This window comes from Anaerosporobacter faecicola (genome assembly GCF_012070565.1).
Taxonomy (GTDB): domain Bacteria; phylum Bacillota; class Clostridia; order Lachnospirales; family Lachnospiraceae; genus Anaerosporobacter; species Anaerosporobacter faecicola.
Genome location: NZ_JAAQRO010000006.1, coordinates 26,572 through 45,054, shown reverse-complemented (window position 1 = coordinate 45,054; position 18,483 = coordinate 26,572). Strand labels below are relative to the sequence as shown.

The 18,483-nt window shown below is 36.1% G+C and carries 31 protein-coding genes; 28 read left to right on the top strand and 3 right to left on the bottom strand.

Annotated features, from left to right (window positions below):
• Positions 1 to 138 precede the first annotated feature (138 nt).
• The 3 genes from HBB17_RS02595 to HBB17_RS02585 form a co-directional block, all read right to left on the bottom strand.
• Positions 139 to 921 carry a TPM domain-containing protein gene (locus tag HBB17_RS02595; protein ID WP_167955510.1) on the bottom strand — a complete coding sequence of 261 codons (783 nt, stop codon included), beginning with the start codon at positions 919 to 921 and terminating at the stop codon, positions 139 to 141.
• A complete protein-coding gene (locus tag HBB17_RS02590) occupies positions 921 to 1,988 on the bottom strand; it encodes a TFIIB-type zinc ribbon-containing protein (RefSeq protein ID WP_167955508.1) in 1,068 nt (355 codons plus the stop codon). The genes HBB17_RS02595 and HBB17_RS02590 overlap by 1 nt, the downstream gene beginning before the upstream one ends.
• 269 nt (positions 1,989 to 2,257) lie before the next feature.
• Positions 2,258 to 2,932, bottom strand: a complete 675-nt coding sequence (locus HBB17_RS02585) for a PspA/IM30 family protein (protein ID WP_167955506.1) — start codon at positions 2,930 to 2,932, stop codon at positions 2,258 to 2,260.
• A 390-nt stretch (positions 2,933 to 3,322) separates the two neighbouring features.
• Here HBB17_RS02585 and HBB17_RS02580 point away from each other — a divergent pair, with 390 nt between their 5' ends.
• The 28 genes from HBB17_RS02580 (at position 3,323) to rpmJ (ending at position 18,148) form a co-directional block, all read left to right on the top strand.
• Positions 3,323 to 4,186: a class I SAM-dependent methyltransferase gene (locus tag HBB17_RS02580; RefSeq protein WP_167955505.1), complete on the top strand. Its 864-nt coding sequence runs from the start codon at positions 3,323 to 3,325 to the stop codon at positions 4,184 to 4,186.
• Positions 4,187 to 4,687: 501 nt separating this feature from the next.
• Positions 4,688 to 5,005 carry a 30S ribosomal protein S10 gene (gene rpsJ, locus HBB17_RS02575; RefSeq protein ID WP_167955503.1) on the top strand — a complete coding sequence of 106 codons (318 nt, stop codon included), beginning with the start codon at positions 4,688 to 4,690 and terminating at the stop codon, positions 5,003 to 5,005.
• A 164-nt stretch (positions 5,006 to 5,169) separates the two neighbouring features.
• The gene (gene rplC, locus HBB17_RS02570) at positions 5,170 to 5,802 is read left to right on the top strand and encodes a 50S ribosomal protein L3 (RefSeq protein ID WP_167955501.1); all 633 of its coding nucleotides are present in this window, start codon (positions 5,170 to 5,172) and stop codon (positions 5,800 to 5,802) included.
• A 27-nt stretch (positions 5,803 to 5,829) separates the two neighbouring features.
• On the top strand, positions 5,830 to 6,450 hold the full coding sequence (gene rplD / locus HBB17_RS02565; RefSeq protein ID WP_167955499.1) for a 50S ribosomal protein L4: 621 nt from the start codon (positions 5,830 to 5,832) through the stop codon (positions 6,448 to 6,450).
• Positions 6,450 to 6,749, top strand: a complete 300-nt coding sequence (gene rplW, locus HBB17_RS02560) for a 50S ribosomal protein L23 (protein WP_167955497.1) — start codon at positions 6,450 to 6,452, stop codon at positions 6,747 to 6,749. Before rplD ends, rplW begins: the two co-directional genes overlap by 1 nt.
• 107 nt (positions 6,750 to 6,856) lie before the next feature.
• Positions 6,857 to 7,699, top strand: a complete 843-nt coding sequence (gene rplB, locus HBB17_RS02555; protein WP_167955495.1) for a 50S ribosomal protein L2 — start codon at positions 6,857 to 6,859, stop codon at positions 7,697 to 7,699.
• A gap of 18 nt (positions 7,700 to 7,717) precedes the next feature.
• Positions 7,718 to 7,996 (top strand): 30S ribosomal protein S19, encoded by a 279-nt coding sequence (gene rpsS, locus HBB17_RS02550; protein WP_167955493.1) that lies wholly within the window; start codon positions 7,718 to 7,720, stop codon positions 7,994 to 7,996.
• Positions 7,997 to 8,064: 68 nt separating this feature from the next.
• A complete protein-coding gene (gene rplV, locus HBB17_RS02545) occupies positions 8,065 to 8,451 on the top strand; it encodes a 50S ribosomal protein L22 (RefSeq protein ID WP_167955491.1) in 387 nt (128 codons plus the stop codon).
• A gap of 38 nt (positions 8,452 to 8,489) precedes the next feature.
• Positions 8,490 to 9,146: a 30S ribosomal protein S3 gene (gene rpsC, locus HBB17_RS02540; RefSeq protein ID WP_167955489.1), complete on the top strand. Its 657-nt coding sequence runs from the start codon at positions 8,490 to 8,492 to the stop codon at positions 9,144 to 9,146.
• A complete protein-coding gene (gene rplP / locus HBB17_RS02535; protein WP_167955487.1) occupies positions 9,146 to 9,583 on the top strand; it encodes a 50S ribosomal protein L16 in 438 nt (145 codons plus the stop codon). The genes rpsC and rplP overlap by 1 nt, the downstream gene beginning before the upstream one ends.
• The gene (gene rpmC / locus HBB17_RS02530; RefSeq protein ID WP_167955485.1) at positions 9,573 to 9,782 is read left to right on the top strand and encodes a 50S ribosomal protein L29; all 210 of its coding nucleotides are present in this window, start codon (positions 9,573 to 9,575) and stop codon (positions 9,780 to 9,782) included. The genes rplP and rpmC overlap by 11 nt, the downstream gene beginning before the upstream one ends.
• A gap of 21 nt (positions 9,783 to 9,803) precedes the next feature.
• Positions 9,804 to 10,058 carry a 30S ribosomal protein S17 gene (gene rpsQ, locus HBB17_RS02525; protein WP_167955483.1) on the top strand — a complete coding sequence of 85 codons (255 nt, stop codon included), beginning with the start codon at positions 9,804 to 9,806 and terminating at the stop codon, positions 10,056 to 10,058.
• Positions 10,059 to 10,081: 23 nt separating this feature from the next.
• On the top strand, positions 10,082 to 10,450 hold the full coding sequence (gene rplN / locus HBB17_RS02520; protein ID WP_167955481.1) for a 50S ribosomal protein L14: 369 nt from the start codon (positions 10,082 to 10,084) through the stop codon (positions 10,448 to 10,450).
• A gap of 13 nt (positions 10,451 to 10,463) precedes the next feature.
• On the top strand, positions 10,464 to 10,769 hold the full coding sequence (rplX, locus tag HBB17_RS02515; RefSeq protein ID WP_167955479.1) for a 50S ribosomal protein L24: 306 nt from the start codon (positions 10,464 to 10,466) through the stop codon (positions 10,767 to 10,769).
• Between the two features lie 22 nt (positions 10,770 to 10,791).
• Entirely contained in the window at positions 10,792 to 11,331 is a 540-nt protein-coding gene (gene rplE / locus HBB17_RS02510; protein WP_167955477.1) for a 50S ribosomal protein L5, read from the top strand.
• Positions 11,332 to 11,347: 16 nt separating this feature from the next.
• Positions 11,348 to 11,533, top strand: a complete 186-nt coding sequence (locus HBB17_RS02505; protein WP_002566501.1) for a type Z 30S ribosomal protein S14 — start codon at positions 11,348 to 11,350, stop codon at positions 11,531 to 11,533.
• A gap of 23 nt (positions 11,534 to 11,556) precedes the next feature.
• On the top strand, positions 11,557 to 11,958 hold the full coding sequence (gene rpsH / locus HBB17_RS02500; RefSeq protein WP_167955475.1) for a 30S ribosomal protein S8: 402 nt from the start codon (positions 11,557 to 11,559) through the stop codon (positions 11,956 to 11,958).
• Between the two features lie 210 nt (positions 11,959 to 12,168).
• Positions 12,169 to 12,711, top strand: a complete 543-nt coding sequence (gene rplF / locus HBB17_RS02495; protein WP_167955473.1) for a 50S ribosomal protein L6 — start codon at positions 12,169 to 12,171, stop codon at positions 12,709 to 12,711.
• 19 nt (positions 12,712 to 12,730) lie between these two features.
• Positions 12,731 to 13,099 carry a 50S ribosomal protein L18 gene (gene rplR, locus HBB17_RS02490; protein ID WP_167955471.1) on the top strand — a complete coding sequence of 123 codons (369 nt, stop codon included), beginning with the start codon at positions 12,731 to 12,733 and terminating at the stop codon, positions 13,097 to 13,099.
• 17 nt (positions 13,100 to 13,116) lie between these two features.
• Positions 13,117 to 13,626, top strand: coding sequence for a 30S ribosomal protein S5 (rpsE, locus tag HBB17_RS02485; protein ID WP_167955469.1), 510 nt, complete (start codon positions 13,117 to 13,119; stop codon positions 13,624 to 13,626).
• 15 nt (positions 13,627 to 13,641) lie between these two features.
• Entirely contained in the window at positions 13,642 to 13,824 is a 183-nt protein-coding gene (rpmD, locus tag HBB17_RS02480) for a 50S ribosomal protein L30 (protein ID WP_167955468.1), read from the top strand.
• Between the two features lie 26 nt (positions 13,825 to 13,850).
• A complete protein-coding gene (rplO, locus tag HBB17_RS02475) occupies positions 13,851 to 14,291 on the top strand; it encodes a 50S ribosomal protein L15 (RefSeq protein WP_167955466.1) in 441 nt (146 codons plus the stop codon).
• Positions 14,292 to 14,293: 2 nt separating this feature from the next.
• The gene (gene secY, locus HBB17_RS02470; protein WP_167955464.1) at positions 14,294 to 15,637 is read left to right on the top strand and encodes a preprotein translocase subunit SecY; all 1,344 of its coding nucleotides are present in this window, start codon (positions 14,294 to 14,296) and stop codon (positions 15,635 to 15,637) included.
• Positions 15,638 to 15,908: 271 nt separating this feature from the next.
• Positions 15,909 to 16,553, top strand: a complete 645-nt coding sequence (locus tag HBB17_RS02465) for an adenylate kinase (protein WP_167955462.1) — start codon at positions 15,909 to 15,911, stop codon at positions 16,551 to 16,553.
• 2 nt (positions 16,554 to 16,555) lie between these two features.
• Complete coding sequence (gene map / locus HBB17_RS02460) at positions 16,556 to 17,317, top strand: type I methionyl aminopeptidase (protein ID WP_167955460.1); 762 nt, start codon at positions 16,556 to 16,558, stop codon at positions 17,315 to 17,317.
• A gap of 10 nt (positions 17,318 to 17,327) precedes the next feature.
• On the top strand, positions 17,328 to 17,603 hold the full coding sequence (locus HBB17_RS02455; RefSeq protein WP_167955458.1) for a KOW domain-containing RNA-binding protein: 276 nt from the start codon (positions 17,328 to 17,330) through the stop codon (positions 17,601 to 17,603).
• Positions 17,604 to 17,661: 58 nt separating this feature from the next.
• Entirely contained in the window at positions 17,662 to 17,880 is a 219-nt protein-coding gene (infA, locus tag HBB17_RS02450) for a translation initiation factor IF-1 (RefSeq protein ID WP_167955456.1), read from the top strand.
• A 154-nt stretch (positions 17,881 to 18,034) separates the two neighbouring features.
• Positions 18,035 to 18,148: a 50S ribosomal protein L36 gene (gene rpmJ, locus HBB17_RS02445; RefSeq protein ID WP_167955454.1), complete on the top strand. Its 114-nt coding sequence runs from the start codon at positions 18,035 to 18,037 to the stop codon at positions 18,146 to 18,148.
• Positions 18,149 to 18,483 lie beyond the last annotated feature (335 nt).

The window sequence follows — 18,483 nt, the reverse complement described above, 5'->3', positions numbered from 1 at the left end:
AATTTATTTTATCTTGATTCACAGTATGAGGGTTGGAATGTAACCGGACCCTCATTGATTTATATTGCTACGCAATTTGTATTCTAGCAATAGGATAACACTTTTTAGCGTATGTACGCAATTCTATTAAACGAATATTTAAAAACCGCGTTCGTGTCCGCTCGAAAAAGAACTTCCAACGCCAGTTTTACCACCGGAATTATTGTTGTCTGGTTTTTTGGTTCTTGTTCGTGTGGTTCGAATGTAATTGTCAAAGCAGCCAGTAAGTTTTGAATGTCCTTGATCAAGATAGGTACCAGAGTTTGTTGTAACTTTACCACCTGAATTGAATACCATTATACCTACTACAACTGCACCAATCACCACAGCAATTAACAATTGAAACCATAGTTTGAAGAAGATATTATCAGGATCATAACCAGGTTTTAAGCCAAGGTAATAGTTTGCTTTTTGAATATATGTTTTGCAAGCCCCCTTGTAATCTCCATCATGCAGTTTTGGAGTTGTGAGATCTAAGATCTTGTCACAGCGACGGGTGTCCAAACGTTCATTTGCATTTTCGTAAGCAAAGATATTTGTTTTCCGGCTTTGCATATCAACTAAGAATAGAACACAATCATTTTGATAGCCATCTGTATCGTGGATATATTGGTCGTAGTATGCACCGGCATAATCAGTACGCGAGTAACCTTCTGTATCAGCGGTTGTAAGAACTACAATCGATACAGATTTCTTTTCGCTGTATTTCTCTGCAAGAGAAGCAAGTTCTGTTTCCTCGGCATCGCTTAATAGATCAGCTAAATCGATAATATATGGGGAAGAGCTATCCTCTGCGGAAATTTGTAATGGGTGTATAGAAGCTACAACAAAACAAATTAAAAATACAATACGAGATAGAAGAGATTTACGTAATGTTTTCATTAGAACAAGCCACCTCCCATTAACATAGCGATTATTTTAATAATGATAAAACTAATTCCTGTTATGCCACCGAACCAAGCGGCAATCTTGCCTTTGCTTAGAGGAGGCTTGCCGACGATCTTACCTGTTTCACCGTTCATAGCAAAGATGTGTTCAGAATCTTTGTAATCATAGCATACCAGCCATACGGGAAGAAGCGCATAGAAAGCATTCTTAGGTTGGATATGTATGTTGCGATTGAATACATTTACTGTTGTATACCCGTGTATACTGTTGCGAAGGTATGTATCTACATATTGTGCAACACGTTTCTGTACACGAGGGAAAAGATCTTTGTCGTTGTAGTTGTATTTCTCTGCAATATAGCCAGCTAAATATGGCATGTTAAATGGTTTTAGATTGCTATAATCAAAGGGCTCTAGCTTATCCATCAGATTATCATTCATCTTTTCGGATGCATCTACAGGAATCTTCAGATAATTCAAATCTGCGCTTCGGTAGACATTATAATGCTGTGTCTCCGTAACGATATAATCCCCTTCGGAATAGGTTCTTACACGAGTACATGCAGCGTTCATTTCTCCATTACTATGAAGGTCGTATAGCCAAAATGGTACATAAAGACCTGTCATACTTTTAATTCGATCAGCGGTCATAAAACCTTTTGGTGTAAGCCTACCATTTTTGCACCATTTTTTAAAGGCTTCTTGAGCTTGTGATTTATTGATCTTAAAAGGTATGATATAGTAAGGAGCAGATTGCCCAGAAAGACGATCTGCAAGTACAACGGGAGCTCCACAGAAACTACAAGTAGTTGCAGTGGTATCTGGTTCCGTTATTAGAACGGCACCACAATTATTACATACATATTGATTGACATCGGATTCGTAGAAACTAGATGCTGTATCATTGGAATAATCATCGGTGTGTGTAGTATTTCCTTCTGCATTTTGTTTCATCGTATCAATATTAGTTGCAAATCCGCAACTTTCACACAAGAGTTTGCCTGTTGTACTGTCGAATTTCATGTCGGCACCACAACTAGGGCATTTGTATTGTACGACCATAAGCTCTCTCCTCATTCACTAACTATTTAGTAGATAATTATTATATAAAACATTCTATGATGTAACGGACAAATTATTTGTCTAAAAACAATCGCAAGCGGCTCGTTTGCACTACCATGCTCATGTTTAAAAAATTAAACAATCAAGTGCACTTTTGTGAAAGTGCAACATGAAATCACCTCTAAACCTATGCATCATCCTATATATTCGTATAAAATGGAAATAGGGCGTTGTAAAGGAGCATACGTCACTCTACAACACCCTTATCTTTATTTGCCTAAGCTTGCTTTAAGTGCAGCTAATTCATCATCGACAGCAGAAGAGGATGTAGAATATTTGGCTGTTAGATCAGCAATATCATCTTTTGGTCCACGATTTAATTCTGCCATTGCGTTTGCAGAATCAAGCATCTTGTTAGCCTTTGCTTCCATGCGGTCAAATGCGGAGATGGAATTGTTGGCACTGTTTACACTAGAACCAATTTTGTTGATACGCTCTTGTGTTTTAGCGACAGCGATTTTACCTTTAATCATATCTTTGCGTGATTCTAATTCGTTGATATCAGCTACCAACTTATCATGCATTTGTCTCATCTGTGCTGCATTTGTACTTGCAGTTGTATAAGCTTCCTGTAAACCAGTTTGCTTATTTGTTAGGCTAGCTTTTCTTTCTAAGAACTTACGTGCATCATCTTCGTTACCAGCTTCAATCGCTTTTACAGCGAAGTTTTGCATTTTATTAATTTCGCTAGTACATTCGTCTAGTTCTCGTTTGGCGCGTTGCTCCTCTGCCATAATAGATGCAGTTTCAGCTTTTACCTTACCTAAATCGCTGTTTAAATTGCGTAAGCACTGATCTATCATCTTTTCAGGATCTTCTGCTTTATCAAGGAGTGCGTTGATATTACTTGCCATAATATCTTTAAATCTTGTTAATATACCCATTACATGTAACCTCCCTATAATTATATTTAATTTATGTGATTAACTATCAATCTTACAGTAATAGTTTAGTATTTTTTCCTAATATCGTCAAGTTAAAAAGCTATTAGAAAGCTTATGATAGTATTAAGAATTCTACTGTGAACGTATGGTTTTCTATTAAGAAGATATCTAGTAGAATAATAGGAATGTACGTACAAACTTGGTTCCGCATGTAGTTAGTATAAGTATATACAAAGTGATATGAAATCATAAAACTAGATGTGCTTGTCTAAATGGAGAAAAGCGTGTATAATCCCTAATAGTATCGCGTGAAATAGGAAAACTATGTGTGACAAGCAATTGTAAGTACAAAACGTACCTATTAATATAGAAGAAAGTGAGTTAATTAAAATGTGGTTAGCAGATGGCTGGAAAGACTATGAAGTAATTGACACGTCGAAAGGCGAAAAATTGGAGAGATGGGGAAAATACCTGTTGGTAAGACCGGATCCGCAAGTGTTGTGGGATACCCCAAGAAAAGAAAAGGGATGGAAGAAGATGAATGGACATTATCATCGCAGTAATCGTGGCGGTGGAGAGTGGGAGTTCTTTGATCTTCCGAAACAATGGACGATTCAATATAAGACCCTTACATTTAATTTACAACCATTTAGTTTCAAACATACAGGTGTATTCCCAGAGCAAGCAACGAACTGGGATTGGTTTTCGGATAAGATCAGACATGCGGGAAGACCTATAAAAGTTTTGAATTTATTTGCTTATACAGGTGGTGCAACATTATCAGCCGCCGCTGCAGGAGCAAGTGTGACACATGTAGATGCTTCTAAGGGGATGGTCACTTGGGCAAAAGAGAATGCAAAATCATCTGGTTTGGGAGATGCGCCAATACGATATATTGTAGATGACTGTGTTAAATTCGTGGAACGAGAAATAAGACGTGGGAACAAGTATGATGCAATCATAATGGATCCACCATCGTATGGAAGAGGTCCAAAGGGAGAAATATGGAAGATTGAAGAATCGATTTATCCATTCGTCCAATTATGCACAAAGGTTCTTTCGGATCACCCATTATTCTTTTTGATTAATTCTTATACAACTGGTCTACAACCAGCAGTATTGGCATATATGCTTGGAACAGAAGTAAGCCCACGTTTTGGTGGAACTGTAAGAGCAGATGAGATTGGACTTCCGGTGAAAAGCAATGGACTAGTTTTACCATGTGGAGCATCAGGAAGATGGGAATCAAAATAACAAAGTAAATATAGTTATTAATATAGGAAGAAAAAGATACGAAAAGAGTTATTGAAAAAAGATAAAGTGGGTACACTAGTGAGAAAGTAAAAGAATAGTTTCCTAATATATTATTTGACACATATGATAGTAAAATAAAAATATGAAGAAAAATATTGTGCATATTTCAATGTCAAAATTTTAAAAAAAAGCTTGCAATTCCTTTATTCTTCCTGTATAATAACTACTGTTGTGACATTGATAGCGTAGAAGCGTGAGGTTGCTGTGCAAGACACAGGTTTTCCGTGGAGCGAATGTCAAGTTATGAAACTGGCGACAAGTCACTGTACAAATCAATAATTCTGCGATTGCAGAAAAGTGTGTGTGTATGATTAGAAGGTTCTAATCGCCTCGCAAAAACGACTTCAATTATGAGATGGTTTATATGCGATACACACGGATACGTGTACAGTCACCGCTTGTCGTACTGATATTAAGTGCGAAAAGGAGGCGACTTTTTTTATGGCAAGTCAAGTAATGAGAATTACACTTAAGGCGTATGATCATCAATTAATCGATCAATCAGCTGGAAAAATTATTGAAACTGTAAAGAAGACAGGATCTAAGGTGAGTGGACCTGTGCCACTACCAACTAAGAAAGAAGTAATTACTATTCTTAGAGCTGTTCACAAGTACAAAGATTCCAGAGAACAATTTGAGCAAAGAACTCATAAGAGATTAATCGATATCATCACTCCAAGCCAAAAAACAGTTGATGCATTATCTAAATTAGAAATGCCAGCTGGTGTGTATATCGACATCAAAATGAAAACAAAATAGTTTTCAAAAGAAGTAAGTATGAAAAGCAAGTAATCCTTTAGGGTTTATATATAGAGACCAAGTGTCAGGGGATGCCTGGCCCAAGCACTCAAAAGTAAGCCATCTAGGATGATTACACGAAAATTGTGTAATCCGCTGTAGATTAAACAGGAGGTGCATTCGTAATGAAGAAGGCAATATTAGCTACGAAAGTCGGAATGACTCAAATCTTCAATGAAGATGGAGTATTAACTCCAGTAACTGTATTACAAGCTGGTCCTTGTGTAGTAACTCAAGTGAAAACAGTAGATAATGATGGATACAGTGCAGTACAAGTTGGTTATGGCGACATCAGAGAAAAATTAGTCAACAAACCACAAAAAGGACACTTTGCAAAAGCAGGTGTAGCAAACAAGAGATTCGTTAAAGAATTCAGATTTGACAATGCGGAAGAATATGCTGTAGGACAAGAAATCAAAGCAGATATCTTCACAGCAGGTGATAAAATCGACGCAACTGCTAAGTCAAAAGGTAAAGGATTCCAAGGTGCTATTAAGAGACATGGTTTATCTAGAGGACCTATGGCACATGGTTCTAAATACCACAGACATGCTGGTTCAAATGGTGCTTGTTCAGATCCAAGTAAAGTATTCAAAGGCAAAAAAATGCCAGGACACATGGGTGCTGTTAAAGTAACGATTCAAAACCTAGAAGTTGTTAAAATAGATGTAGAAAATAACCTTATCTTAGTTAAAGGTGCTGTACCAGGACCTAAGAAATCTGTGGTTATGTTAAAGAATTCAGTAAAAGCAAACTAATTGCTTTAAGGAAGGAGGAACACACTAATGGCAAACGTATCTGTTTACAATATCGAAGGAAAAGAAGTTGGTTCAATTGAACTTAACGACGCTGTCTTCGGAGTTGAAATAAATGAACATTTAGTTCATATGGCAGTTGTTCAACAACTAGCTAATAAACGTCAAGGAACACAAAGCGCAAAAACTCGTTCAGAAGTTCGCGGCGGTGGAAGAAAACCTTGGAAACAAAAAGGAACTGGACATGCAAGACAAGGTTCTACAAGATCTCCACAATGGACAGGTGGTGGAGTTGTATTTGCTCCAAAGCCTCGTAGCTATTCATTCAAGATGAATAAACAAGAAAAATTAGCAGCAATTCAATCTGCTTTAACATCAAGAGTAAATGCTTCTAAATTAGTAGTTCTTGATGAGCTTAATTTCTCTGAAATTAAAACAAAACAAATGAAAGCTGTACTTGATAACTTAAAAGTAAGCAAGGCATTAGTTGTTTTAGGAGAGAAGAATGATAATGTAGCTTTATCTGCAAGAAATATTCCTACAGTAAGAACTGCATTAACAAATACAATCAACGTATATGACATCTTAAAGTATGATACAGTAGTATTAACAAAAGATGCAGTAGCAAAAATTGAGGAGGTGTACGCATAATGGCAGATTTAAAATATTATGATGTTATACTTAAACCAATCGTTACTGAAAAAAGCATGAACGCAATGAGCGATAAGAAGTATACATTCTCAGTTCATACAGAAGCTACAAAAGCTCAAATTAAAGAAGCAGTTGAAAAAATGTTCGAAGGAACAAAGGTTTCTAAAGTTAATACAATGAATCTTGACGGAAAACAACGTAGACGTGGTGCTAGCGTTGGTAAGACTGCTAAGACAAAGAAAGCTATCGTTCAATTAACAGCTGATAGCGCTGATATCGAAATCTTCGAAGGACTATAAGATTAGGTTTTCGAAGTTAGAACGTAATTGACAATATGGTTTTTTATAACCGATAAGAATAAAAATGATGTGAGAAACGTCATCACGTAGTGAAAGGAGTGCAAAACATGGGAATTAAAAAGTTTAACCCATATACACCTTCCAGAAGACATATGACTAGCTCAGATTTCGCTGAAATCACAAAAGCTACTCCTGAGAAATCTTTAGTAGTTTCATTAAACAAAAACGCTGGTCGTAACAATCAAGGAAAGATTACAGTAAGACACCAAGGCGGTGGCTCAAGAAGAAAATATAGAATCATCGATTTCAAGAGAAAGAAAGATGGTATCCCAGCAACTGTTGTTAGTATCGAATACGATCCAAACAGAACTGCTAATATCGCATTAATCTGTTATGCAGATGGCGAAAAAACTTATATCCTTGCACCAAACGGTTTACAAGTTGGTACAAAGGTCATGAACGGTGCAGAAGCTGAAGTTAGAGTTGGTAACTGTTTACCACTTCAAAACGTTCCAGTTGGTACACAAGTTCACAACATTGAATTATATCCAGGTAGAGGTGGACAATTAGTTCGTTCTGCTGGTAACTCAGCTCAATTAATGGCTAAAGAAGGTAAATACGCAACACTTCGTTTACCATCAGGCGAAATGAGAATGGTTCCAATCATCTGTAGAGCAACAATCGGTCAGGTTGGTAACATCGATCATGAACTTATTAACATTGGTAAAGCAGGTCGTAAACGCCATATGGGTATCAGACCTACAGTTCGTGGTTCTGTAATGAACCCTAATGACCATCCACATGGTGGTGGTGAAGGTAAGACTGGTATCGGTCGTTCAGGCCCAGTTACTCCTTGGGGTAAACCAGCTCTTGGCTTAAAGACAAGAAAGAAAAACAAACAATCTAATAAGATGATCGTAAGAAGAAGAGACGGTAAGAATATAAAGTAATTTAAGGAGGTAGAACCTATGGGTCGTTCACTTAAAAAAGGACCATTTGCTGATGAAAGCTTACTTAATAAAGTAGATGCTATGAACGCAGCTGGTGATAAATCAGTAATCAAAACTTGGTCACGTCGTTCTACAATCTTCCCTCAATTCGTTGGACACACGATTGCTGTTCATGATGGAAGAAGACATGTGCCTGTATATGTAACAGAAGATATGGTTGGACATAAGCTAGGAGAATTCGTAGCTACAAGAACCTATCGCGGACACGGAAAAGACGAAAAGAAATCAAGAAGATAATTAATTATAAATGATCGTCAGTGGCGAAAACTGACAGAATTGTTTCACTTTGAAAGGAGGTTTCATCCATGGCAAAAGGACATAGATCCCAGATAAAGAGAGAAAGAAATGCGAACAAAGATACTAGACCATCAGCAAAGTTATCATATGCTAGAGTGTCAGTTCAAAAAGCTTGTTTCGTATTAGATGCCATCAGAGGTAAGGATGTACAAACAGCACTTGGTATTGTAGCTTACAATCCAAGATATGCTTCAAGTTTAATAGAAAAATTATTAAAATCAGCAATTGCAAACGCTGAAAATAATAACGGTATGAGTGTTGAAAATTTATATGTTGAAGAGTGCTTCGCAAATAAGGGACCAACAATGAAGAGAATCAAACCAAGAGCACAGGGTAGAGCTTACAGAATCGAAAAGAGAATGAGCCATATCACTGTAATTCTTAATGAAAGATAGTTTGTTCGAACAAACTAATTGAAGGAAAGGAGCTTACAATGGGACAAAAAGTTAATCCTCATGGTTTAAGAGTCGGCGTTATCAGCGATTGGGATTCTAGATGGTATGCAGAATCAGATTTCGCAGACAATCTTGTTGAAGACTACAAAATCAGAAAATATCTTAAAAAGAAATTATATTCAGCTGGTGTTTCTAAAATCGAAATCGAAAGAGCATCAGATAGATTAAAAGTGATCATCTTCACTGCAAAACCAGGTGTTGTAATTGGTAAAGGCGGTTCAGAGATCGAAAAATTAAAAGTAGAAGTTCAAAAATTCACTTCTAAGAAATTAATGGTTGACATCAAAGAGGTTAAAAAACCTGATACAGATGCGCAATTAGTAGCAGAAAGCATTGCTTCTCAGCTTGAAAATCGTATTTCTTTCAGAAGAGCAATGAAATCTACAATGGCTAGAACAATGAAAACTGGAGCAAAAGGTATCAAGACAGCTGTTTCTGGACGTTTAGGCGGAGCAGATATGGCTCGTACTGAATTCTACAGTGACGGTACTATCCCTCTACAAACATTACGTGCGGACATTGATTATGGATTTGCAGAGGCAGATACTACTTATGGTAAACTAGGTGTTAAAGTTTGGATTTACCATGGTGAAGTACTTCCAACTAAGGCAGCTAAGGAAGGGAGCGATAAATAATGTTAATGCCAAAAAGAGTAAAGCGTAGAAAACAATTCCGTGGATCTATGGCAGGTAAAGCCATGAGAGGTAATACAATCTCTAACGGTGAATACGGTATTGTAGCTTTGGAACCAGCTTGGATTAAGTCAAACCAAATCGAAGCAGCCCGTATTGCTATGACTCGTTATATCAAACGTGGTGGTAAAGTTTGGATTAAGATTTTCCCAGATAAACCAGTAACAACAAAACCAGCTGAAACTCGTATGGGTTCCGGTAAAGGAACACTAGAATACTGGGTAGCTGTTGTTAAGCCAGGTCGTGTAATGTTCGAAATCTCTGGAGTAGCTGAAGAAGTGGCTAGAGAAGCATTACGTCTTGCAACACACAAGTTACCAGTTAAGTGCAAAGTAGTTTCTCGCGCAGACTTAGAAGGAGGTGCGGGCAGTGAAAACTAAGAATTATGTTCAAGATTTAAATACAAAGTCAGTAGCTGAATTATCAGAAGAATTAGTAGCTGCTAAAAAGGAACTTTTCAACTTAAGATTCCAAAACGCAACAAACCAATTAGATAATACAAGCAGAATCAAAGAAGTTAGAAAGAACATCGCTAGAATTCAAACTGTACTTTCAAAACAAGTTAATGCTGCTGAGTAATCCTAGAAAGGAGGAATTGTTGTGGAAAGAAACCTTAGAAAGACTCGTGTAGGTAAAGTAGTAAGTGATAAAATGGATAAGACAATCACTGTTGCTGTAGTGGATCACGTTAAACACCCATTATACAACAAGATCATGAAAAGAACGTATAAGTTAAAAGCACATGACGAAAATAATGATTGTCATATTGGAGATAGAGTTAAAGTAATGGAAACAAGACCTTTATCTAAGGATAAAAGATGGAGACTTGTAGAAATTATTGAAAGAGCTAAATAATTTCTGAAAGGAGTAGTAATAGCATGATACAACAAGAATCAAGACTTAAAGTTGCTGATAACACTGGTGCTAAAGAATTACTTTGTATCAGAGTATTAGGCGGATCTACAAGAAGATACGCAGCTATTGGCGATATCATCGTTGCTTCTGTTAAAGATGCAACACCAGGCGGTGTTGTTAAAAAAGGTGACGTAGTAAAAGCTGTAGTTGTACGTACAGTAAAAGAAACTCGTCGTAAAGACGGATCATATATTAGATTTGATGAAAATGCTGCAGTAGTAATCAAAGATGACAAGAATCCAAGAGGAACTCGTATCTTTGGACCAGTAGCAAGAGAATTAAGAGAAAAACAATTCATGAAAATCGTTTCATTAGCACCAGAAGTATTATAAGGAGGTGTCGGCTGTGTCAACAACAAAAATCAAAAAAGGTGATACTGTTAAAGTAATCGCTGGTAAAGATAAAGGCAAAGAAGGCAAAGTTGTATCCGTAAAAGACGGAAAGGTATTAGTGGAAGGCGTTAACACTGTAACTAAACATGCTAAACCTAGCCAAGCTAATCCAAACGGTGGTATCTTACACCAAGAAGCACCAATTGATGCATCTAACGTAATGTACGTTGTTAAAGGCAAAACGACTAGAATCGGTTTCAAAGAAGCTGATGGTAAAAAAGTTCGTTTCGCTAAGTCAACTGGCGAAGTTATCGACTAATTAAGAGAGGAGGTCTCATAAGTTGAGTAGATTAAAAGAAACTTATTTAAACGAAATCGTTGAAGGTATGACTAAGAAATTCGGTTATAAGAATGTTATGGAAGTACCTAAACTTGATAAAATAGTAATTAACATGGGCGTTGGTGAAGCAAAAGACAACGCAAAAGTTTTAGATACAGCAGTTAAAGATCTTGAGATCATCGCTGGTCAAAAAGTTGTTTTAACTAGAGCTAAGAATTCAGTAGCAAACTTCAAAATCAGAGAAGGAATGCCTATTGGATGTAAAGTAACTCTTAGAGGCGAAAGAATGTATGATTTTGCTGATCGTCTTATTAATTTAGCATTACCTCGTGTACGTGACTTTAGAGGTGTAAATCCTAATGCATTTGATGGTAGAGGAAATTATGCACTTGGTATTAAAGAACAATTAATTTTCCCTGAAATTGAGTATGATAAGGTTGATAAAGTTAGAGGTATGGATATCATATTTGTAACAACAGCTAAAACAGATGAAGAAGCTCGTTATTTATTAACATTATTCGGTATGCCATTCAAAAAATAGTTAGGAGGGAAAATTCATGGCTAAAACGTCAATGAAGATTAAACAACAACGTCCAGCAAAATTCTCTACAAGAGAATACAACCGTTGTAGAATCTGTGGTCGTCCACATGCTTATTTAAGAAAATACGGAATCTGCAGAATTTGTTTCCGTGAACTAGCATATAAAGGACAAATTCCAGGTGTTAAAAAAGCAAGCTGGTAGAATTAAGGAAGGAGGCAATTTAAATGACAATGAATGATCCAATCGCAGATATGCTTACAAGAATTCGTAATGCGAATACTGCTAAACATGATACTGTAGATGTACCTGCTTCTAAAATGAAAGTAGCTATCGCTGAAATCCTTTTAAAAGAGGGATACATCAAGAGTTTTGAAATTGAAGAAGTAGACGGATTTAACAATATCCATATTACATTAAAATATGGTAAAGATAAAAATGTTAAGATCATTACTGGTCTTAAGAGAATCTCTAAACCAGGTCTTCGTGTATACGCAAGCAAAGAAAACTTACCAAAAGTTCTTGGAGGTTTAGGAACAGCAATCATCTCTACAAACAAAGGTGTTATCACTGATAAAGAAGCTAGAACTCTTAACGTGGGTGGAGAAGTTTTAGCATTCGTTTGGTAGAAAACGGCTAGGAAGTAGCTGTTAAGCATGAGAATCTATGATTCTCATGTGCTCATTCCTAATCAATAATAGAGTATCATTTATTATAGAGTAGGAATAAACAAACTAAAGTAACAAATATGTTACTGACACTAAAAACATGTACGCATTTGCTGGCAGGTAACTGCAACAGATACAAAGCATGCGACGTAATATCATAGGAGGTGCAACATGTCACGTATAGGAAGAATGCCTATCGCTATCCCTGCAGGCGTTACTGTAACGGTAGCAGAAAATAACAAAGTGACTGTTAAAGGTCCAAAAGGTACTCTTGAAAGAGTTTTACCAGCAGAAATGGACATTAAAGTTGAAGGCGAAGAAATTGTTGTAACAAGACCAAGTGATTTAAAGAAAATGAAATCTTTACACGGTCTTACTAGAACATTAGTTTCTAATATGGTAACTGGTGTAACAGCTGGTTATGAAAAAGTTCTTGAAGTCAACGGTGTTGGTTATAGAGCTGCAAAACAAGGAAAAACATTAACATTATCTTTAGGATATTCTCATCCAGTAATCATGGAAGACCCAGAAGGAATCGAAACTGTTCTTGACGGACAAAACAAGATCACTGTTAAAGGTATAGATAAAGAAAAAGTTGGCCAATACGCTGCTAATATCAGAGAAAAGAGACAACCAGAACCTTATAAAGGTAAAGGTATTAAATATGCTGATGAAGTTATTAGACGTAAAGTTGGTAAGACTGGTAAAAAATAATTAAAGGAGTGTAAAAACAATGGTTAGTAAAGAATCAAGAAGTAAAGTTCGTGTTAAAAAACATAGAAAATTACGTAATCGTTTCTCTGGTACTGCTCAGAGACCACGTTTAGCTGTGTTTAGAAGTAATAATCATATGTACGCTCAAATTATTGATGATACAGTTGGTAATACTTTAGTATCAGCTTCAACTTTACAAAAAGAAGTAAAAGCTGAACTTGATAAAACAAATGACGTAGCAGCAGCAGCATATTTAGGAACTGTTATTGCGAAAAAAGCATTAGAAAAAGGTATTACTACAGTTGTCTTCGATAGAGGCGGATTTATATATCAAGGAAAAGTTAAAGCATTAGCAGACGCAGCAAGAGAAGCTGGTCTAGAATTCTAGGGTAAGGAGGAGAATAGATGAAACGTACAATCATTGATGCTAGTCAAATGGAATTAGAAGATAAAGTAGTATCAATCAAACGTGTTACGAAAGTAGTAAAAGGTGGACGTAACTTCAGATTTACTGCATTAGTTGTTGTTGGTGACAAGAATGGACACGTTGGTGCTGGTTTAGGAAAAGCAGCTGAAATTCCTGAAGCAATTCGTAAAGGAAAAGAAGATGCGATCAAAAAATTAATCTCATTACCTATGGACGAGAATGGAAGTATTCCACATGACTTCATTGGTAAATTCGGAAGCGCTTCTGTATTGCTTAAGAAAGCTCCAGAAGGTACTGGTATTATCGCAGGAGGTCCAGCTCGTGCCGTTATCGAACTTGCAGGTCTAAAGAATATCCGTACAAAATCATTAGGATCAAATAATAAACAAAACGTAGTACTTGCTACAATCGAGGGATTGAATCAGTTAAAGACTCCTGAAGAAGTAGCTAAGCTTCGCGGTGTTTCAGTTGAAGAGCTACTAGGTTAGTAGGAGGTTAATGAAATGGCAGAAAAATTAAAAGTTACTTTAGTAAAATCTACAATTGGTGCCATCCCAAAACACAGAGCGACAGTTGAAGCATTAGGACTTAAAAAATTAAACAAAACTGTTGAAATGCCAGATAACGCTGCAGTTAGAGGTATGGTAAATCAAGTTAGACATTTAGTAAAGGTTGAAGAAATATAATCATTAATTAGTAAGGAGGTGCACACATGAATTTATCAGAATTAAGACCAGCTGACGGTGCAAAACACAGCGATAACTTTAGAAGAGGTCGTGGACACGGTTCAGGTAACGGTAAGACAGCAGGTAAAGGTCACAAAGGACAAAAAGCTCGTTCAGGAGCTCCAAGACCAGGTTTTGAAGGTGGACAAATGCCTTTATACAGACGTTTACCTAAGAGAGGCTTCACTTGTAGAAACTCTAAAGAAATCGTTGGTATTAATATTGATACTCTTAACAGATTTGAAGACGGCGCTGTTGTAACAGTTGAAGCGTTAATCGAAGCTGGAATCGTAAAGAATCCAAGAGATGGCGTTAAGATTCTAGGAAACGGAGAACTTACTAAGAAGCTTGATGTTAAAGTTGACGCATATAGTGCAAGTGCTGTTGAAAAAATTCAAGCTCTTGGTGGAAATGCTGAGGTGATTTAAGGATGTTGCAGACAATCCGAAATGCGTGGAAAATTAAAGATATAAGAAAAAAATTAATCTATACTTTTATAGCACTCGTTATTGTTCGAATCGGTTGTCAACTTCCTATCCCAGGGGTAAATAGAGCTGCAATATCACAGTTCTTTAGCAATCAAGCTAATTTGGGGTTCTTTGATGCATTGACTGGTGGTTCATTTACCACCATGTCAATCTTTGCATTAAATATCACACCATACATTACTTCATCAATCATTATGCAGCTTTTAACTATTGCTATACCTAAGTTGGAAGAAATGCAAAAAGACGGGGAAGATGGAAGAAAGAAGATTGCAGAGTATACACGTTATGTAACAGTTGCGTTAGCAGTGATCGAAAGTGTTGCTATGTCAATCGGATTTGGTAACTCAGGCTATTTAGACGGTGGACTTACATTTACAGGTGTTGTTATGGTTGCAGTTTCCTTAACAGCAGGTTCAGCTTTCCTAATGTGGTTAGGTGAGAGAATTACACAAAAAGGTGTAGGAAATGGTATTTCAATTATCTTATTAATAAATATCGTTTCAAGAATACCAAGTGATATGAACACACTTTACAAAAAGTTTGTTGATGTTGATAGTTCAGGAAATGTAGTTAATTCAATACTTGCAGCAGTAATCATTTTAGCAGTTATCGTTGCTATGGTAGTATTTATCATTATCTTACAAGATGGTGAAAGAAGAATACCAGTGCAATATGCTAAAAAGGTGCAAGGAAGAAAAATGGTTGGTGGACAATCATCAAGTATTCCTTTAAAAGTAAACACAGCTGGTGTTATTCCAGTAATTTTTGCTGGTTCATTATTACAATTCCCAATTATTATTGCTAGTTTATTCGGAACGAATCCAGCTTCTGGTGCAGGCGCAAGCTTTGGTCAGAAAATACTTAAAATTATGAACCAAGGTGCTTGGTGTAACTTCACAAGCTTCGGCGAATTCAAGTACACATTTGGCTTAGTGGTTTATATTGTATTATTGATTTTCTTTGCATATTTTTATACTTCTATTACTTTTAACCCAATTGAGGTTTCTAATAATATGAAGAAACAAGGTGGTTTCATTCCAGGTATTCGTCCTGGTAAACCAACCACGGATTACCTTACAAAAGTACTTAATAATATCATCTTCATCGGAGCAGTTGGTTTAACAATTGTTGCAGTTGTACCAATCTTCTGTTCAGGTGCATTTGGTGCTGACGTATCTTTCAGTGGAACATCATTAATCATTATTGTTGGTGTAGTTCTTGAGACTATGAAACAAATTGAATCACAAATGCTTGTTCGTCACTATAAAGGTTTTCTAAACGATTAATAAGAAAAGTAGTAAGCTGTAGTGATTCGTCCTGCAGCTTTTACTTCTATTATGAATTATATTTTGTTACTGATTGATCGAAAGATTGGACAGTCATCCGCTCTAATGGGGCTACTTTCTCGTATTTAAAGGGGTAATAAAGTCATGTTATTCATATTTATTTGAAGATTATGATCAGCCCTTGTATCAATGTTTTTATTAAGATAATTTAGAATAATTAGGATTGACTATCGAATCGGATGGTAATACTAGTATGTAAGGGAGGAAAATTATGAAGATTATTATGTTAGGTGCTCCAGGTGCAGGTAAAGGAACACAAGCAAAACAAATCGCCGAGAAATATAAAATTCCACATATCTCAACAGGAGATATATTCCGAGCAAATATTAAAAATGGTACAGAGCTTGGTAAGAAAGCTAAAACATTCATGGATCAAGGATTATTAGTTCCAGATGAACTTGTTGTAGATCTAGTAGTAGATCGTGTGAGACAAGAGGATTGTACCAATGGCTACGTACTTGATGGATTTCCAAGAACAATACCACAAGCAGAAGCTTTGGATGCTGCTTTGGAAGCAATTGGTGAAAAGATTGATTATGCAATCAATGTGGAAGTACCAGATGAGAACATCGTACGTAGAATGTCAGGTAGAAGAGCTTGTGTAGCATGTGGTGCAACATATCACTTGGTTCATATTCCACCAAAAGCAGAAGGAATCTGTGATAAATGTGGAAAAGAATTAATTCTACGTGATGACGATAAACCAGAAACTGTTGAAAAACGATTAAATGTATATCATGAACAAACACAACCATTAATTAATTACTATACGGATAAAAAAGTATTAGTAGAGGTTGATGGAACCGTAGATATGGCTGATGTATTTGCGGCTATCGTTAAGATTCTAGGTGAATAGAAATGTCTGTTACGATTAAATCAAATAGAGAAATTGAATTAATGAAAGAAGCAGGTAAAATACTTGCAGTCGTGCATGATGAATTAAAACAATATGTAAAACCAGGTATAACGACAAAGGATATTGATAAAAAGGGAGAAGAGATAATTCGCAGTTATCACTGCATTCCCTCTTTCTTGAATTATAATGGTTATCCTGCCTCAATATGTGTTTCGGTTAATGATGAAGTTGTTCATGGAATACCTTCAAAGCACCGTTATATACAGGAAGGGGATATCGTTAGTTTAGATGCTGGAGTTATTTACAATGGGTATCATTCAGATGCAGCAAGAACCTGGGCAGTTGGAGAGATTAGTGAAGAAGCTAAGAAACTAATTGAAGTTACTAGACAAAGCTTTTTCGAAGGGATTAAATTCGCAAAAGAAGGAAATCACCTAAATGATGTATCCAGTGCAATACAGGAGTATGTAGAGTCTTTTGGATTTTCAGTTGTTAGGGACTTGGTAGGACATGGAATAGGAACAGCATTACATGAAGATCCTGAAATCCCAAACTTCCGACAGAAAAGAAGAGGGATTAAACTGCAGGCAGGTATGACGCTTGCAATAGAACCTATGGTAAATATTGGACGTTATGATGTGGAATGGCTTGATGATGATTGGACAGTAGTTACAGAGGATGGTTCTTTGTCAGCACATTATGAGAATACGGTTTTAATTACAGATGGGGATCCCGTGATCCTGTCATCAAAAAATGAAGCGTAGGAGAATGTAAATGTATCAGAATGAAAGGTTTCAAGTTGGAAAACTGGCTTTTTCCAAGGCGGGACATGACAAAGATAGTATATATGTAATAATCAAGTCCGATCAGGAATATGTATATCTAGTGGATGGAGTTTATAAAAAACTAGAAAAGCCAAAGAAAAAAAGAATTAAGCACATTCAAATCATTAATGAAATTCCTGCAAATATAGCGGAATGCTTAGAAACAGGAAGAAAAGTAACGGATGAGGATATTAAAAGAGCAATTAAAATATTCTCAAAACAATAGAGAGATTGTAACCACGGGATAGGATATCCCCTTTGATGGAATTTAGGAGGTTTATGAAATGTCAAAAGCAGATGTAGTTGAAATTGAAGGAACAGTAATTGAAAAATTACCGAACGCAATGTTCCAAGTTGAATTAGAAAATGGTCACAAAGTATTAGCACACATCAGTGGTAAATTAAGAATGAACTTCATTCGTATATTACCAGGAGATAAGGTAACATTAGAATTATCACCATATGATCTTTCTAAAGGAAGAATTATCTGGAGAGATAAATAAATAGGTGATATCACGATATTAAATCAAAGGGTACTCTTTCTTCTATATAAGAAGTGTTCAGATACCTCAATTTGATTTTATATAAATAATGCTTGCTATTTACAATTATAAGTGGTATAATGGGAGCTGACTTTTGTGAAAGGAGTGAATTTCGATGAAGGTAAGGTCATCAGTAAAACCAATTTGCGAAAAATGCAAAGTTATTAAAAGAAAAGGAAGCGTAAGAATTATTTGCGAGAATCCTAGACACAAACAAAGACAAGGCTAATATCCAATAAAAAGCGGAAGGGCTTTTTATTGTTTCGTATATATATTTTCGATCATAAATAGTTCTTGCTTTTTGTGTTACAATCTGCTAGTTAGACTAGCACGTATGTGTAAACATACGATGAATATTTGTCATATGAAAACTTCATATAGGCGATATTCCATTGTGATATTGTGGATAACAGGAATGTTATGCACTTTTTACTGTGTTTAGCAGTAAATGGTGTGACTTGTTATTTGTTATACGTTGGCGGTTTTTTGCCTATGCAATTATCTGTTCAATGTATAAGCAAGCATGAGTTTTTACTTATGTTTGTCACAATTTAAAGCGGCTGA